At 69.3% G+C, this 15,335-nt stretch carries 14 protein-coding genes and 1 pseudogene; 12 read left to right on the top strand and 3 right to left on the bottom strand.

The window, feature by feature from the left end:
• Positions 1–205: 205 nt before the first annotated feature.
• The 5 genes from IT306_25525 to IT306_25505 all read left to right on the top strand — a co-directional run bounded on the left by IT306_25525 (position 206) and on the right by IT306_25505 (position 6,499).
• Positions 206–1,843 carry a hypothetical protein gene (locus IT306_25525; GenBank protein ID MCC7371804.1) on the top strand — a complete coding sequence of 546 codons (1,638 nt, stop codon included), beginning with the start codon at positions 206–208 and terminating at the stop codon, positions 1,841–1,843.
• Complete coding sequence (locus tag IT306_25520) at positions 1,840–4,074, top strand: protein kinase (GenBank protein ID MCC7371803.1); 2,235 nt, start codon at positions 1,840–1,842, stop codon at positions 4,072–4,074. Before IT306_25525 ends, IT306_25520 begins: the two co-directional genes overlap by 4 nt.
• Positions 4,075–4,182: 108 nt before the next feature.
• The gene (locus tag IT306_25515) at positions 4,183–5,592 is read left to right on the top strand and encodes a hypothetical protein (protein MCC7371802.1); all 1,410 of its coding nucleotides are present in this window, start codon (positions 4,183–4,185) and stop codon (positions 5,590–5,592) included.
• 83 nt (positions 5,593–5,675) lie between these two features.
• The gene (locus IT306_25510) at positions 5,676–6,329 is read left to right on the top strand and encodes a class II aldolase/adducin family protein (GenBank protein MCC7371801.1); all 654 of its coding nucleotides are present in this window, start codon (positions 5,676–5,678) and stop codon (positions 6,327–6,329) included.
• Positions 6,302–6,499, top strand: a complete 198-nt coding sequence (locus tag IT306_25505) for a hypothetical protein (GenBank protein MCC7371800.1) — start codon at positions 6,302–6,304, stop codon at positions 6,497–6,499. Before IT306_25510 ends, IT306_25505 begins: the two co-directional genes overlap by 28 nt.
• Positions 6,500–6,598: 99 nt before the next feature.
• Here IT306_25505 and IT306_25500 read toward each other — a convergent pair whose 3' ends face one another.
• Positions 6,599–6,769, bottom strand: a complete 171-nt coding sequence (locus tag IT306_25500; GenBank protein ID MCC7371799.1) for a hypothetical protein — start codon at positions 6,767–6,769, stop codon at positions 6,599–6,601.
• A gap of 226 nt (positions 6,770–6,995) precedes the next feature.
• Here IT306_25500 and IT306_25495 point away from each other — a divergent pair, with 226 nt between their 5' ends.
• The 6 genes and pseudogenes from IT306_25495 (at position 6,996) to IT306_25470 (ending at position 14,407) form a co-directional block, all read left to right on the top strand.
• Complete coding sequence (locus IT306_25495) at positions 6,996–8,060, top strand: zinc-binding dehydrogenase (protein ID MCC7371798.1); 1,065 nt, start codon at positions 6,996–6,998, stop codon at positions 8,058–8,060.
• Positions 8,061–8,195: 135 nt separating this feature from the next.
• A complete protein-coding gene (locus tag IT306_25490; GenBank protein MCC7371797.1) occupies positions 8,196–8,516 on the top strand; it encodes a hypothetical protein in 321 nt (106 codons plus the stop codon).
• Between the two features lie 398 nt (positions 8,517–8,914).
• Positions 8,915–10,069, top strand: coding sequence for an acetoin utilization protein AcuC (locus tag IT306_25485; GenBank protein MCC7371796.1), 1,155 nt, complete (start codon positions 8,915–8,917; stop codon positions 10,067–10,069).
• Between the two features lie 126 nt (positions 10,070–10,195).
• Positions 10,196–12,055, top strand: a pseudogene (locus tag IT306_25480) (MBL fold metallo-hydrolase).
• Positions 12,056–12,578: 523 nt separating this feature from the next.
• Positions 12,579–13,358, top strand: a complete 780-nt coding sequence (locus IT306_25475; GenBank protein ID MCC7371795.1) for an aldolase — start codon at positions 12,579–12,581, stop codon at positions 13,356–13,358.
• A 128-nt stretch (positions 13,359–13,486) separates the two neighbouring features.
• Positions 13,487–14,407 carry a dihydrodipicolinate synthase family protein gene (locus IT306_25470; protein ID MCC7371794.1) on the top strand — a complete coding sequence of 307 codons (921 nt, stop codon included), beginning with the start codon at positions 13,487–13,489 and terminating at the stop codon, positions 14,405–14,407.
• Positions 14,408–14,416: 9 nt separating this feature from the next.
• Here the strand turns inward: IT306_25470 and IT306_25465 are convergent, their stop codons facing one another.
• Entirely contained in the window at positions 14,417–14,680 is a 264-nt protein-coding gene (locus tag IT306_25465; GenBank protein MCC7371793.1) for a nucleotidyl transferase AbiEii/AbiGii toxin family protein, read from the bottom strand.
• A gap of 2 nt (positions 14,681–14,682) precedes the next feature.
• Entirely contained in the window at positions 14,683–14,997 is a 315-nt protein-coding gene (locus IT306_25460; protein ID MCC7371792.1) for a hypothetical protein, read from the bottom strand.
• 44 nt (positions 14,998–15,041) lie between these two features.
• Between IT306_25460 and IT306_25455 the strand changes: the two genes are divergently transcribed.
• Complete coding sequence (locus IT306_25455; protein ID MCC7371791.1) at positions 15,042–15,200, top strand: hypothetical protein; 159 nt, start codon at positions 15,042–15,044, stop codon at positions 15,198–15,200.
• Positions 15,201–15,335 lie beyond the last annotated feature (135 nt).

Raw genomic sequence — 15,335 nt, 5'->3', positions numbered from 1 at the left:
GTCGCTGCGCGACGGCCGTCGGGAACGGCCGGCACTGGTGCGACTGGAGCGTCGCGCAGCGACTGCAGGATCGTAGGCGGGGCTTTCAAGCCCCGACGCGGCGGCACGACGACATCAACATGCAATCACACTGGGTTGGAGAGGCCATCAGAGGGAGTGTATCAGCCTCGCGGGCTATGATTGTTCGGCTCAACGTGAGGTAGGCATGCCCAAGGAGCCACGGGTGCAGGCACAGGCGACGATGCGACGACAGCACGGAGGACAGGGGACGCCAGGGCCGTCGGTCGTGACGGTGTTCGGCATCCTGCTGGTGGCGGTGAGTCTGGTGGCGGTCGGCGCGGCGGTGACGTTCGGCTCATTGCGTGGCAGCGGGACCGGCGGCGATGGCCGTGCGCCCGATCCGACCCCGACCCCGGCGGCTGCCCGCGCGACCCCGATTCTGCTGACGGTCGGACCGCGCGCCCAGGCGACCGATGGCGGCCCGACCCCGGCCGCCGGTGGGACCGGCGCACCGAGCCTGATCCCGCCGTCTACGTCGGGCGGGCCGCTCTTCGCGCCGTCGGTCCCGAGTGGGGCGAGCACGCAGCCGCCGTCGTCGGAGCAGCAGGCTGGATCGCCGTCGCCGGCCAGCACCGCTGGCTCCCCGGCGGCCGGTCCGGCCGCCGATCCCCAGACCGCGCCCTCTCCCGCGTCGTCCGCCGCCAGCCCGGCTCCTGGGGCGCCGTTGCCGATCCCGCCGCCGCTCGGCTCGCCGACTGCTGCGATGTCGCCAGCCGAGCGTGCGGCGGCCGAGGCGTTCGCCCGGCTGACCACGGACGAAGAGAAGGTCGGGCAGCTTCTCCTGCTGGCGTGGATCGGCGGGACGGCCGAAGAGGCCCGCCCGGCCCTACGCGATCTGAAGGCTGGCGGGATCGTCCACGTCCAGAACACCACCACGCGGGCGGGGGCCGCCACCATCAACCGGGGGCTGGACGCCATCGCGGCCGAGGTCGGCATGGTTCGTCCGCTGATCGCCATCGACCACGAGGGCGGCAACGTGCAGCGGATCACGGATGTCGAGAATCTCCGAAGTAACTGGGAGTTCGCGGCCAGTGGCGCGAAGGATCTGCAAGCGTGTCAACGCGGCCAGAGCCACGCCGAGACCTTGCGGAGCATGGGCTTCTCGATGAATCTCGCGCCGGTGCTGGACGTCAACAACAACCCGGCCAACCCGGTCATCGGGCGGCGCTCCTACTCGGACGACCCGGAGGTCGTGGCGCGGCTCGGGGCGGCCTACGTTCGCGGGCTACAAGGGGGTGGCGTGGCGGCGGTCGGGAAGCACTTTCCGGGGCACGGCAACACCAGCACAGATTCGCACCTGGGGCTGCCGTCCCTCCCGATGTCGGTCTCCGATCTCGACCGCATCGAGCTGGTGCCGTTCCGGCGGGCCATCGACGCTGACATCGCCGGCATCATGTCGGCGCACATCGTGTTCCCGGCCGTCGATCAGTCTGGCGTGCCGGGCACGCTCTCGCGGCCGGTCATGACCGGGCTGCTGCGTGAGCGCCTCGGCTTCAAGGGCCTGTCTGTCAGCGACGACATGGGCGCGATGAAGGCCATCACCGACAACTACACGCCCGGCGACGCCGCCGTTCGCGCGGTCCAGGCCGGCGTGGACATGATCATCCTCTCAGCCGAGTTTCCGCGCCAGAAGCAGTCGCGCGATGCGCTGGTGGCCGCCGTGTCGGATGGCCGGATCACGCAGGATCGGCTGAACGAGGCCGTGCAGCACGTGCTGCTGGTCAAGGCGCGCTTCGGGCTGCTGGGCGAGCCGGCAGTGCAGCCAGGAGGAGGCTGCTCGTGACTGCCGAGCGCTGGCGAGGCCTGTCCCTGGGCCTCGCTGCGCTCGTGATGCTGCTGGCGCTCGCGCCGCGCACCGTGCTGGCCGCCGCCACAGCCCGTCCGCGAACCGGTGAGACCGCGCAGCAGGGGACAGGCGTCGAGGTCGAAGTGTTCGGGGACGTCATCGTCGGACGGCCGGTTGACGTCGAGATCCGTGCTGCCAACCCGGTGCCCGACGCCAGCCAGGGCAGCATCACCGTCTCGATCTATGGCAACCCGTCGATCCAGATCGCCGGGGCGTCGGCCCAGGGCGCGAAGATCTACCAGCCCGGCGAGAACATGTTCAATTTTGGCAGTGGCCGAGCGTCGCCGATCTCGGTGCCGGCCGTCGAGCTGTTCGTCAGCTCCTGGCCGGCCGGCGCGCGCCACTCGCTGCGACTCCGTCTGACGGCGCACGGGCCGTACACGCTGCAGGCTCGTGCTTCCCTGCGCCGAGCGAACGGCTCGTTCGTGCATCTGCCCGGGGCCGGCCAGGTCGATCAGCAGGGCGCACCGACCCGCATGATCGACCTGGAGCCGCGTCAGCAGCCGCCGCCCACGAACACGCCCCAGCCACCACCCACCAACACGGCCGTCCCGGCGACCAAGCCGGAGCAGGGTGCGCCGGCTGCAAAGCCGTCGCTGCAAACGATCCCGAAGCCGGGCCTGCCCCCAGTCGAGAAGCCGGCTCAGCCGCCGGCAGACAAGCCTGCCCAACCGCCAGCGGACAAGCCAGCCCAGGCCCCGGTGCAGTCACCCGCTGCGCCGCCAGCATCGGCCGAGTCGCCAACGACGGCGGCCCCGAACGCTCCCCCGCTCGGACCGGCCCAGGCTGCCACGCCGACTGTCGCCGCAACGCCGGCCGGTGGGGGCGGACCGTCGATGCCGTTGCTGCTGGCCGGCTTCGGGATCATGGGGTTGGGTGTGGCGACGGCGCTCGTCGCGCTGGTGATGGTGTTGCGGCGGCGGTCGAGCCCCGCGCCTGCGCCCCTGGCGGGGCAGTACGGCCCCGTGACGCTGACGCCGCGGGCGAATCCGTGGGGCGGCTCGCCCGTTGGCCAGCCAGCTCGTCCTCCGTCAGGCGGCTTCGAGATGCCGCCGGGCGCGGTGCCGCCCTGGGAGCGCGTAGCCGGGACGCCCGCACCGCCGTCCTGGCCGCAGCCGAGCTTCGAGCAGGGGCCGGCAGGGCCACCAGATCCCCAGCAGGCCGCGCCGCCGCCATGGGGCACGCCGCTCCCGCCGACCAGCCCCTACGGCACGCCGGCACCGTCCTACGGTACGTCGGCGCCGTCCTACGGTACGTCGGCGCCGTCCTACGGTACGTCGGCGCCGTCCTACGGCACGCCGGCCCCGCCGACGCAGGGATCTGGCCCTCAGCCGTCCGCGCCCGGCTCGACGCCCGCCAGCGAGCGCTACGTCGATCGCACGCTCACGGGGCGCGGCGGCATGGGCTCCGTGTTCCGGGCCTACGACTCGCGCCTGCACCGGTGGGTGGCGCTCAAGGTCATGCACGCCGATCTTGGCTTGCAGCAGGGTTTCATGGACCGCTTCGTGCGCGAGGCCCAGATGGCCGCGATGCTCGAACACCCGAACATCGTGACCGTCTACGACATCGAGCCGGTCGGCGACTCGATCCAGATGGTGATGCAGTGGATCGATGGCGAGGATCTTCAGAAGATCCTGGAGCGGGACGGGGCGCTGCCGCTTCCACGCGCCGCTCACCTGCTCGACCAGGTCGCCGCCGCGCTCGACCATGCTCACCAGCGTGAGCGGCCGATCCTCCACCGGGACATCAAGCCGTCGAACATCATGGTTGGCCCACACGACCGCGCCATCCTGACCGACTTTGGCATCGCCCGGCTGATCGGGGACGCCTCGCTGACCCAGACCGGCCAGATGGTTGGTACCCCCGCCTACATGGCACCGGAGGTCGTGCGGGGCGAGGTGGCCGACAGCCGCGCCGATATCTACGCGCTGGGCGTGCTGCTGTTCCAACTGGTGACTGGCCGCGTGCCGTTCAAGGCCGAGACGCCGCTGGCCGTGCTGCACGCCCAGATCCACACCACCCCGCCAGCGGCGCGCTCGGTGATGCCGTCGCTGTCGGGCGGCGTCGAGGGCGTGCTCACGCGAGCGCTGGCCAAGGACCGCGACCAGCGGTTCCAGACGGCTGGAGCGCTGGCACGTGCGTTTCGGGCGTCCATCGGGCAGGCTTGATTGGGTGGGGGGGCGGGCTGGCCGTCACGTACACTGAAACGCTACGCCTGTGAAAGGCCTCAGCCCCGCACGGACCATGCGGGGCAAACGTGCCGAGGGAGTGGAGCCGTGAAGCTCGCCGACCTGCCGCCAGTCTGGCCTGAGGATCTCCTACCAACGATTCGTGAGGAGCTCGCTCGATCTGGCCGCCGCCTCGTCGTCCTCGACGATGACCCAACCGGCACGCAGACGAGTCATGGGGTGCTCGTGGTGACCGAGTGGTCGGAGGACGAGCTTGCAGGTGCGCTGCAAGGATCGCACCCCGCGGTCTTCGTGCTGACGAACTCGCGCAGCTTGCCGGAGGCGCAGGCTGCTGCCCTGGCCGCCGAGGCCGGGCGCAACCTCGCCCGCGCCTCGAAGCGAACCGGCGTCCAGGTGGCCATCGGCTACCGGGGCGACTCAACCCTGCGCGGCCACTATCCCGCCGAGTCCTGGGCCTTGCGTGACGCCTTTGCGTCGGAGATCGGCCAGGAGTACGACGGCGAGATCCTGGCCCCCTTCTTCGAGGAGGGTGGTCGGTTCACCATCGGCGACACGCACTACGTTCAGCAGGGCGACGATCTCGTCCCCGCCGGCGAGACCGAGTTCGCCCGGGACGCCGCCTTCGGGTACCGCAGCTCGTTTCTGCCGGCCTGGGTCCAGGAAAAGAGTCAGGGCCGGGTGGCCGCGGGGGTGGTCGGCTCGGTGTCCATCGAGGACATCCGCCAGGGCGGCCCCGCGCGCGTGGCCGAGATCCTGACCGGCGTCAGCGGCGGCAAGATCGTCGTGGCGAACTCGGCCACCTACCGCGACATGGAAGTGTTCGTGCTCGGGCTGCTGCGGGCCGAGGCCGCGGGGAAGCGGTTCCTGTACCGGGTGTCGGCCTCGTTTGTGCGGGTGCGGGCCGGGCTGGCCGCGCGGCCCCTGCTGACGATCTCGGACCTCTACCCGAAGGGCGCGCCAACGGCGGCCGGCATCACGTTCGTGGGATCGCACGTCAAGCGCTCGACCGAACAGCTCGAACAGGCCGTGAACCTGGCCGATCTGCAGGTGCGCGAGCTGCGGGTGACCCGTCTGCTGGAGCCGTCGACCCGCGACGCCGAGGTGCATGACACGGTCGCGTGGTTGGAGGAGCAGTATCCGCGCGGCCGGGACTGCCTGATCTACACCAGCCGCAACGTCGTGACGGGCGGCACTGCCGAGGAGAGCCTGAACGTCAGCCAGACCGTCTCGGCGGCGATGGTGGACGTGGCGCAGCGGCTCACCGTCCCGCCACGGTACGTGATCGCCAAGGGCGGCATCACCTCGAACGACCTGGCCCTGAAGGCGTTCGGCGTGCATCAGGCGACGGTGCCCGGCCAGGTGGCCCCCGGCATCCCCTGCTGGCTGCTGGGCGACGAGAGCCGCTTCCCCGGCGTGCCCTACGTGATCTTCCCCGGCAACGTCGGGACGCCGAAGACGCTGGCTGACGTCATCACGATGCTGCGCGGGGCGTCGTAGCGGTGCCAGCGCGGAAGCCCTCGGCCACTGCCGCCAAACGAAGTGCTGCCTCCTCCCCCGCCGGCGCGGCGGGGGGGAGCGAGTTGCCCCTGGCCGATCTCCGGGCGCGGGTGCTCGCGGCGGCCCGTGAGGCCGCCGCGATGGGCCTGATGACGATGACCTCCGGCAACTTCAGCGCCCGCGACCGCGCATCGGGGCTGATCGCGATCACGCCGAGCGGACGCGCCTACGGCACGATGACGCCGGCCGACATCGTGCTGGTGCGGCTCGACGGTACGGTGGCCGACGGGACGCTCAAGCCATCCTCAGAGACGCCGCTGCACCTCGGCGTCTACGAGGCGCGGCCGGACCTGGACGGCATCGCGCACGTCCACAGCGTCCATGCCAACGCCGTTGGCGCGCTCGGGCTGTCGGTGCCGCCGGTGGTTGGGACACTGTGGCGGTACGTTGGCGGGACGCTCGAAACGGCCCCGTTCATGGAGTCAGGCTCGCGCGAGTACGCGGCCCACGCGCTGGCCGTCATGGGCGACCGCCGCGCCGTGATCATGGCGAACCACGGGCTGCTCGCGATTGGCGAGACCGTGGAGCGGGCGCTCGAGTCTATCGCCTACGCCGAGGAGGGCGCGCGGGTCTTCCTGCTGGCGCGCGCCCACGGCGAGCCGTCTACCCACCCGAAGCCGACGAGCGGCATGATGTACGCTCCACCCTGGTGGGGCGAGACGCAGGGAACGGCGTAACGGCGTTGGACTCGATCAAGCTGATCTTCGCGTTTACGCTCGTGCTGCTGATCGGGTTCAGCGTCTCGTTCTCGCAGACGCTCGGGTGGCCGGATGCGCTGCCGTGGGTGGCCGCGGCGTGGATCGGCTGGGTCGGCGGCGTCGCCTGGGTTCGCAGCCGGCACTGGTAAGCGGGCGCGCACCCACGCCGCGCCTGCGCATCCCCAGGTTCGGCCGCGCAGACGGGTGTCTGCGCGGCGACCATGCCCGTTCGACGCCCGAGGCGGCGGCTAGATCAAGGGATAGATGAACGGACCGAGCGAGGTTGCCGAGGCGAAGGCGATCAGCGCCGCCAGGAGCAGCAGCATCACGACCAGTGGAATCATCCACCAGAGCTTCTGCGCCCAGAGGAACGAGAGCAGCTCGCCCGCGATCCCAAGCTTATTGAAGAAGGCCTGCATGAGGTGTCTGTCTCTTCCTGAGCCTGTCCTGGCCGCATGCGTGTTTGGTACACCAGGCGGGCCGATTCTACAACGATCTTCGCCGAGTGCGCCATCTCTTCACCAGACTCTCATGCAGTTGCCCGCACACCGGAGCCGCCCCTACCCTACTCCTTGACGGCATGGGAGGAGCACGATGGCAGGACTGACGGGCAGGGTCGCGGCGTTCTACGGCGCAGACCTGCCGATGGAGATCAAGGAGTACCCGGTTCCCGATCCGGAGCCCGGCGCGGTCGTCGTCCGGACGACGTTGGCGAACGTCTGCGGCTCGGATCTGCACCAGTGGCGCGGCGAGTTCGACGTGGCGAAGTTCGGGCGGCCGTACCCGCAGATCCTCGGGCACGAGATGACCGGCCGGGTACACGCCCTGGGCGAGGGTATCTCCAGGGACACGGCCGGCAACCCGCTTCAGCCCGGCGACCGCGTCATCTGGCGGTACTTCTACCCGTGCGGCTCGTGCCGGCCGTGCATGCGGCGCGTCTACCGCGCCTGCCCCAACGCTCGCGCGTACCTGATGACGTCGTGCGACGAGTCGCCGCACTTCTATGGGGCGTTTGGCGACTACTACTACGTGCGGCCGGGCGCGGCCATCTTCAAGGTGCCCGACGAGCTGCCAGATGAAACCGTGGCTGGGATCAACTGCGCGCTGGCGCAGGTGGTCGGCGGGCTCCAGTTGGCGCAGCTCAAGCTGGGTGAGTACGTGGTGATCCAGGGGGCTGGCGGCCTGGGTGTCTACGCGACGGTCGTGGCGAGGGAGATGGGCGCCGGCAAGGTCATCGTGGTGGACGGCGTGTCCGAGCGGCTGGAGCTGGCGACGGCGTTCGGTGCGGATGCGGTCATCGACTTCCGCGAGCTGTCCGACCCGGACGCGCGGGTCAAGCGGGTCCAGGAGCTGACTGACGGCTGGGGCGCAGACGTGGTGGCGGAGCTGGTGGGCCACCCGCGCGTCTGCAACGAGGGCCTGCGGATGGTCGGGCGGGCGGGCCGCTACCTGGAGATCGGCAACATCAGCCCGGGCATGACGTTCACGCTCGATCCGCAGTGGCTGGTGGGGTTCAACCGCTCGATCCTCGGGATGCTCTACTACGAGGCCGAGCATCTCCAGCAGGCGCTCGATCTGGTCTACCGCACCCGCGAGACGTACCCCTGGGACCGCGTGCTCAGCCACCGGTTCCCGCTGGAGCAGATCAACGAGGCGTTTGACCTGGCGGACCAGGGAAAGGTCACCCGGGCCGCGATCACGTTCGAGTAGGTGACACGCTCGCGGACCGCTTTCTGTCACGGTATGTGCATGGTTTTGCAACGCCACATTCGCCCTGACAGGGAATACCGGGGGCGGGCGTGGCGTTGTTCTTGCTGGAGTAGCTGCTCCGTGGAGGGTAGCGGGATGCCAGCAACTATTCGCATTTTCCAGGAAGCCGATGTCACGTGCTATCACTGCGGCAATGTCTCCGGCGTAGCGCGGATCGACCGCGGCGCGCCGAACTCGGCGATGACCTACCTGGCGCGTGGGTCTGAGTCCGAGGTGCCATTGACGGATCGACGGCTGATCCGTTGCGCGCGGTGCAATGGCCCGACCTTCTTCGACGCGTTCCAGAATCGCAGCCTCATGCAGACGGCCGGCCTCTTCGACGATCAGCCGCGCCGGGGACGGCCGCCGAAGCGGCTGGTCCAGCAGCGTGAGGCGCAGCAGCGCGGCGCTGCCTGACGCCCTCGCGCCCGAGGCGAGTGAGCGGCAGAACGGCTCACCGTGATCTGCCAGAGCCTGAACCGCGTACAGGCCCCGACTCGCACGTCGGGGCCTGTTCTCTTCGTGACGGCAGGGCGATTGCACGTTGGGCTTGCCGTGCAGCGTGGTCGGGGCTTGAAAGCCCCGCCTACCATCTTGCAGTCGCTTCGCGACGCTCCTGGCTCACCCGTCCCTGCCGTTCCCGGCGTCCGTCGCGCAGCGACGGAGCGCGTGTAGGCGGGGGTTTCAACCCCCGACTGCGCGTTTCACGACGGTATGGGAACGCCGACGAACATGCAATCGCCCTGTTCGTGACGGCGTCAGGGGATGCCAACCCAGGGGCTATACTCCGGTAACTCCTCTCCGGGGATGGCGCTGTGGGTGGTCGTTCGGCTTTCGTCTATTCGAACGAGTATCTGGGCTACAAGCTCAGCGACGAGCACCCGCTGAACCCCATCCGGCTGGCCCTGACTGAGTCCCTGATCGAGTCGGCTGGCCTGCTGAGCCATCCCGATGTCTTTCGGGCCGCTCCCCGCATGGCCTCCGACGACGAGATCATGTACGCCCATGACCGCGACTACGTGGAGCGCGTGCGCGATCTCGGGCATGCGCCGCGCTTCGCCGATCCGTCGATGGACTACGGGCTGGGCACCAGCGACAACCCGGTCTTTCCTCAAATGCACGAGGCGAGCGCCCTGGTGACCGGTGGCTCGCTGGTGGCCGCCGAGCTGGTGATGAGCGGCAAGGCCACCCACGCGTTCAACCCGGGCGGCGGCCTCCACCATGCCGACCGTCGGCGGGCCTCCGGCTTCTGCGTCTACAACGACTGCGCCGTGGTCATCGCCTGGCTGCGTATGCAGGGCCTGCGGGTGATGTACACCGACACCGACGCTCACCACGGCGACGGCGTCCAGTCGATCTTCTACGAGGATCCTGGCGTGCTCACCATCTCGATGCACGAGAGCGGCCGATTCCTCTTTCCGGGCACCGGCAGCACCAGCGAGCGGGGGGCCGGGGCGGGCTTCGGCTACAGCATCAATGTGCCGCTGCTGCCCTACACGGATCACAGCTCGTTCGTGGAGTGCTACGACCTCGTCGTGCCGCCGCTGGCGCGCGCCTTCAAGCCCGACATCATCGTGGCGCAGAACGGCTGTGACGGACACGCCATCGACCCGCTGACCCACCTCCACTACCTGACCCCGACCTTCGAGCACGTGGCGCGGCGCAGCCACGAGCTGGCCCACGAGCTGTGTGACGGCAAACTGATCGCGCTCGGCGGGGGAGGCTACGGCCTGTGGACGGTCGTGCCGCGCGCCTGGACGGCCGTCTGGGCCGCCATCAGCGGCCAGGAGCTTCCCGAGCAGACTCCGGAGGCGTGGCGGGAGCGCTGGCAGCCGGAGAGTCCTGAGCGGATGCCGACCCGCATGCACAACGCGCTGGACGCGGTGCCGGAGATCGAGCGGCAGGACGAGATTCGGTATTCGAATCGAAACGTGGCGCGGGAGGTCGCGGCGCGAGGCCTGCCCGGCTGACGCGCTGGAAGGTCCGTCCTCTGCTGAGCCGACCTGCCGCGAGCCTGCGCCTGGAGTACGACCGTGCCGCAATCCGTTGATGGTCCGAAGTCCGCGACGCCGATCACGCAGGCCCGCAACCGTGCCCTGCTCGGCGCGCTGCCGTTCCATGAGACCCAGGACTTTGAGGATGCCCGGCGGGGCTTCCTGGGAACGTGGTCTGAAGGCTCGATCCGGGCTGCCGACGGGCGAGTCGTCTGGAGCTTCGAGGATGACGCGTTCCTGGACGACGACGCTGCCCCCGAGACCGTCAACCCCAGCCTCTGGCGGCAGGCCCGCCTGAACAGGCTGCACGGCCTGTTCCAGGTCACGGACCACATCTTCCAGGTCCGCAACTTCGACGCGTCGAACATGACGATCGTCGAGGGTGACAGCGGCCTGATCGTCGTGGACGCCCTGATCTCGACCGAGACGGCCCGCGCCGCCCTCCAGTTGTACCGCTCCCTGCGCGGAGACCGGCCGGTCAAGGCCCTGATCCTGACGCACTGTCACGTGGATCACTACGGCGGCATGGGTGGCGTCGTGACCGTCGAGGACGTCCGGGCGGGGCGGGTGGACATCATCGCGCCCGACCAGTTTATGGAGACGGTCGTCGCGGAGAGCGTGCTGCCCGGGCCGGCCCGGAACCGTCGTTCGCAGTACCAGTTTGGTCTGCTCTTGCCGAGGGGGCCACGCGGCGCCATCGATCTTGGGGGTGGCAAGACGCTCTCGCGCGGATCGATCTCGCTGATCCCGCCCACCCGCCTGATCGCCGAGCCCATCGAGACGCACACCGTGGACGGCGTCGAGATCGTGTTTCAGCAGGCGCCGCAGACGGAAGCGCCCGCCGAGATGCACCTGTTCTTCCCAGAGCAGCGCGCGCTCAATCTCGTCGAGAACGCCACCCACACCATGCACAACATCTACCCAATCCGTGGGGCGGAGGTTCGGGATGCCAACGCCTGGGCCTACTACCTGAACGAGGCACGCGACCGGTTCGGTCGGCAGGTTGACGTGGTGTTCGCGCAGCATCAGTGGCCGGTCTGGGGCAATAGGCGCGTCCTCGACTATCTGGCGAAGCAGCGTGACGCGTACAAGTACCTGCACGACCAGACGCTGCGGCTGGCAAATCACGGGTACAAGGCGGACGAGATCGCCGAGCGGCTGGCGCTCCCGGCGAGCCTGGAGCGTGTCTGGCACGTTCGGGGTTACTACGGTGATCTGAGCCAGAACGTGAAGTCGGTCTACCAGAAGTACCTCGGCTGGTACGATGGCAACCCGGCCCATCTCAATCCGCTGCCGTCCTCGGAGTGAGCGCGCAAGTACGTGGAGTACATGGGCGGCGTCGAGCGCGCCATCGAGCGGGCGCGCGCGGACTACGCACGCGGCGACTACCGCTTTGTGGCCGACGTGATGAGTCAGGTCGTCTTCGCAGAGCCATCGAATGCTGAGGCGCGCAACCTGGGGGCCGACGCGCTCGAACAACTGGGGTACGCTGCCGAGTCGGGTGCGTGGCGAAACGCCTACCTGTTCGGCGCGCAGGAGCTACGCAACGGTTTGAGCGGTCCTGCCGGCCGCGCGCTGCCGAACCCGTTCACGCTGCGCTCGATGCGTCTTGACTCCGTCTTTGACTACCTCGGGGTGCGCCTGCACGGCGAGAAGGCCGAGGGACGGACCAGCGTTCTCACCTGGACGTTCACCGACCTGGGCCGCAGCTACGTCACCAACTTGAGCAACGCAGCCCTGACCACGCTGGCCGACCGCACGGCAGAGGACGCCGATGCCACCGTGACGCTGGAGCGGGAGACGCTGACGCGGCTGATCCTGGCCCAGGTGACTGTCGAAGAGGCGAGCGCCCAGGGGCTGCTCACCGTCCAGGGCGATGCTGGCAAGGTCGTGGAGCTGTTCGACCTGCTGGACGACTTCTCCACGATGTTCGAGATCGTGGAACCGAAGCCGAGCCTGTAGTCCGCTGGCCCGCGGTGTCTTCCTCTCCTGTTGGAGTAGCAGGCCGATTGCATGCTGGTCTCGTCGTGCAGCGACGTCGGGGCTTGAAAGCCCCGCCTACGATCCTGCAGTCGCTGCGCGACGCTCCAGTCGCCCCAGTGCCTGCCGTTCCCGGCGTCCGTCGCGCAGCGACTGAATGCGTGTAGGCGGGGGTTTCAACCCCCGACCGCCCGTTCCATGATGCTTCGGGGACACCAACGAACATGCAATCGCCCTGGTTGGAGTAGGCGGGCCGGAAGCGAACGTCTGCGACCCCGACCCGCGCCAGGATGCCAGCTGGGGCCGCCGCCACTGGAGCCAGGGGCCGGCATGAACCAGCGTCCCGTGCGGTGGGTCGCTCCATCGTGGCGGACGGTGCGATCTTCGCGGTGGGGTGCAGCCGCACCGGTTGCTCCACGCGTCTACAGGTCGGGGTCATGGCCCTCCAGATGCCCGCGACGGTATCGTCCCACCGGCGGCCCGGCGCCGCCCTCTGGGAGGCAGCATGCGAGAGAATCCCGTCAAGCGCACCATCGCCAGCGGCGGCGTGGCGTTCGGGACGATGGCGTTCGAGTTCAACACCACCGGCCTGGCCCGCCTTGCGGCCGGGGCCGGGGCCGAGTTCTGCATTTTCGACCAGGAGCACACCGGCTGGAGCGTCGAGACCATCCGGACGCTCGTCGCGACCTCCGGCGGCACCGACCTCGTGCCGATGTGTCGCGTCCCGACCACCCAGTACCATCTGATCGCGCGGGTGCTCGACGTCGGCGTGCGCGGCGTGATGGTGCCGATGGTCGAGAACGGCGCGCAGGCAAAGGTGATCGCCGATTCGGCCAAGTACCCGCCGACCGGCAGGCGCGGTGCGGCGTTCGGCGTGGCCCACGACGACTACGCGGGCGGCGCGCCGGCCGACAAGATGCAGAGCGCCAACGACGAGCTGTTGCTGATCGCGCAGATCGAGACGCCGGGCGGCGTCGAGAATGTCGAGGAGATCCTGGCCGTGCCGGGCATCGACGTGGTCTGGATCGGCCACTTCGACCTGACCAACTTCATGGGGATTCCGGCCCAGTTCGAGCACCCGCGCTACCTGGAGGCCGTCAGGAAGGTCGTTGGGGCGGCCCAGGCGGCCGGCAAGACGGCGGGCATCATGGCGGGCAGCGTGGCCGATGCCCAGTGGGCGCTCGACCAGGGATTCCGCATCGTGGCCTACTCGGGCGACCTCTGGCTCTATCAACTGGCGCTGCGGGAGGGGCTGGCGCAGATCCGCGCCCACGCCCGGGCATAGCCAGGAGTGGCAACGGCCGGGCTGCGCTCGGTACGCTCCCCCGTGAGCACGAGAGCGGCTCGCCGGCCCCCGGTCCCCTGACGGAACACCGGGCGCCCGGCGGCCGTGTCCAGAAGTGGGAGCCAGGCATGTCCAGCACCGTCTACGCCGGCGTCTTTCCGATTGCGCCGACGCCGTTCCTCGACAATGGCGACCTTGACCTTGAGGGCCAGAAGCGCGCCATCGACTTCATGATCGCGGCGGGCGTCAACGGCATCTGTATTCTCGCCAACTACTCCGAGCAGTTCGCGATCACCGACGACGAGCGCGAGCGGCTCACCAGCCTGATCCTCGACCACGTTGCCGGTCGCACGCCGATCATCGTCACCACGACCCACTTCAGCACGCAGATCGCCGTCGAGCGCAGCCGCCGCGCCCAGGCGGCCGGCGCCTCGATGGTCATGATGATGCCCCCGTACCACGGCGCGACCATCAAGGCCGACGAGGCTGGCGTCCGCCAGTATTTCGAGGCCGTCGCCGACGCCATCGACATCCCGATCATGATTCAGGACGCGCCCGTCAGCGGCGTCGCCCTCTCGGCTGCGTTCCTGGCGGGCCTCGCGCGGGACATCCCGCAGGTGCAGTACATCAAGGCCGAGATGCCCCAGGCGGCCGCCAAGCTGCGCGCCCTGATCGAGCTGGCCGGCGGCGCCCTGCCGGGACCGTTCGACGGCGAGGAGTCGATCACGCTGATCCCGGACCTGGACGCCGGGGCGACCGGCACCATGCCCAGCGCGATGATCCCCGATGCGCTGCGGCTGGTCTGCGACCGCTACCGGATGGGCCAGCGCGACGCCGCTGTGGCAGTCTACGAGCGCTGGCTGCCACTCATTAACTACGAGAATCGGCAGTGCGGGCTGCGTGCCACGAAGGCGTTGATGAAGGAAGGCGGGATCATCAAGAGCGAACTCGTGCGGCACCCGCAGCCGGCGCTGCACCCGGCAACACGGGCCGGGCTGGTGGACCTGGCGAAGCCGCGCGACCCGATGATCCTGCGCTGGGCCAGGTAGCCCGTCGGCCTACTCGCCAGGAGAGCCTGTGGGGCGGAAGCGGGCACGCACCTGCTCGTATTCTGCCCGCAGATCCTTGTCGCGGTGGTAGCCGCGCTCGGTGATCAGCGTCAGGGCCTCCTCCGCGACTGCAAGGTCGGCTGCCGTCGCCTCGGTCAGCAGGCTGTGTAGGTCGATGATGTCTTGCGGCCGGGTGTCGTCGTTGCGGGAGAGCACCTTCAGCGCGATCAGGTGCCCGATGCTGGCGACCGGAAGCCGGAGAGTCCTCGTCACATCTACCTGCGTGGCTGCGGCGACAACCTCCGGCTCGATGCCGGCGAGGCGAACAGCAAGTCCACCACCTCGATCATGGCAGGATCGGCGGCGAGTGCCAGGCGTACCGTCGCCAACCTGCCGGTTGCGTCCCGCTCCAGCAGACTGACGATGCGAAAGGTAGACGCCGTGAGCCTGAGCACCAGTTGCTCGGCACGGCGGTCATCGGCGACGGCGACCGCAAGGTCAACATCCTGAGTGAATCGAGGCACAAACCGCGCAGACACGGCAAGGTGAAGCATCCGCTCCGGATCGATCACCTTGTTGACCGGGGCCACGCGGCTGGCGTGCCGCTGCTGTCTCCATCTCGCGCTTCGGGACGATGGAGAAGCCGCTGCTCAAGCCGCTGATCGATCTGCGCCTCTGTCTCCGCCGGGAATCGCCGGGCAAGGCTCTGGCGCAACATCTGCATGCCAAATTGCCGAAGCCCGAGTGCCGTGCGAAGTCGCTGTGCGATGAGGCTGTCCGGACCAGCGTCTGAGGCCATACGTGATTGTACCAGTGCTCGCGGCCCGAGCACTGCCCCTCGGCCCGGCCTCCAGGGTCGCGGCCATCAGGCGCATGAGCGGCTCAAGCGTACGCTTCATGGGCGGCCCGATCTTGCGGAATCCTGGCG

The sequence above is a fragment of the Chloroflexota bacterium genome, assembly GCA_020850535.1.
In the GTDB taxonomy this organism is placed as follows: Bacteria; Chloroflexota; UBA6077; order UBA6077; family JACCZL01; genus JADZEM01.
Note: the sequence above shows the minus strand (reverse complement) of the source record. Positions and strands in the feature narration are given on the sequence as shown.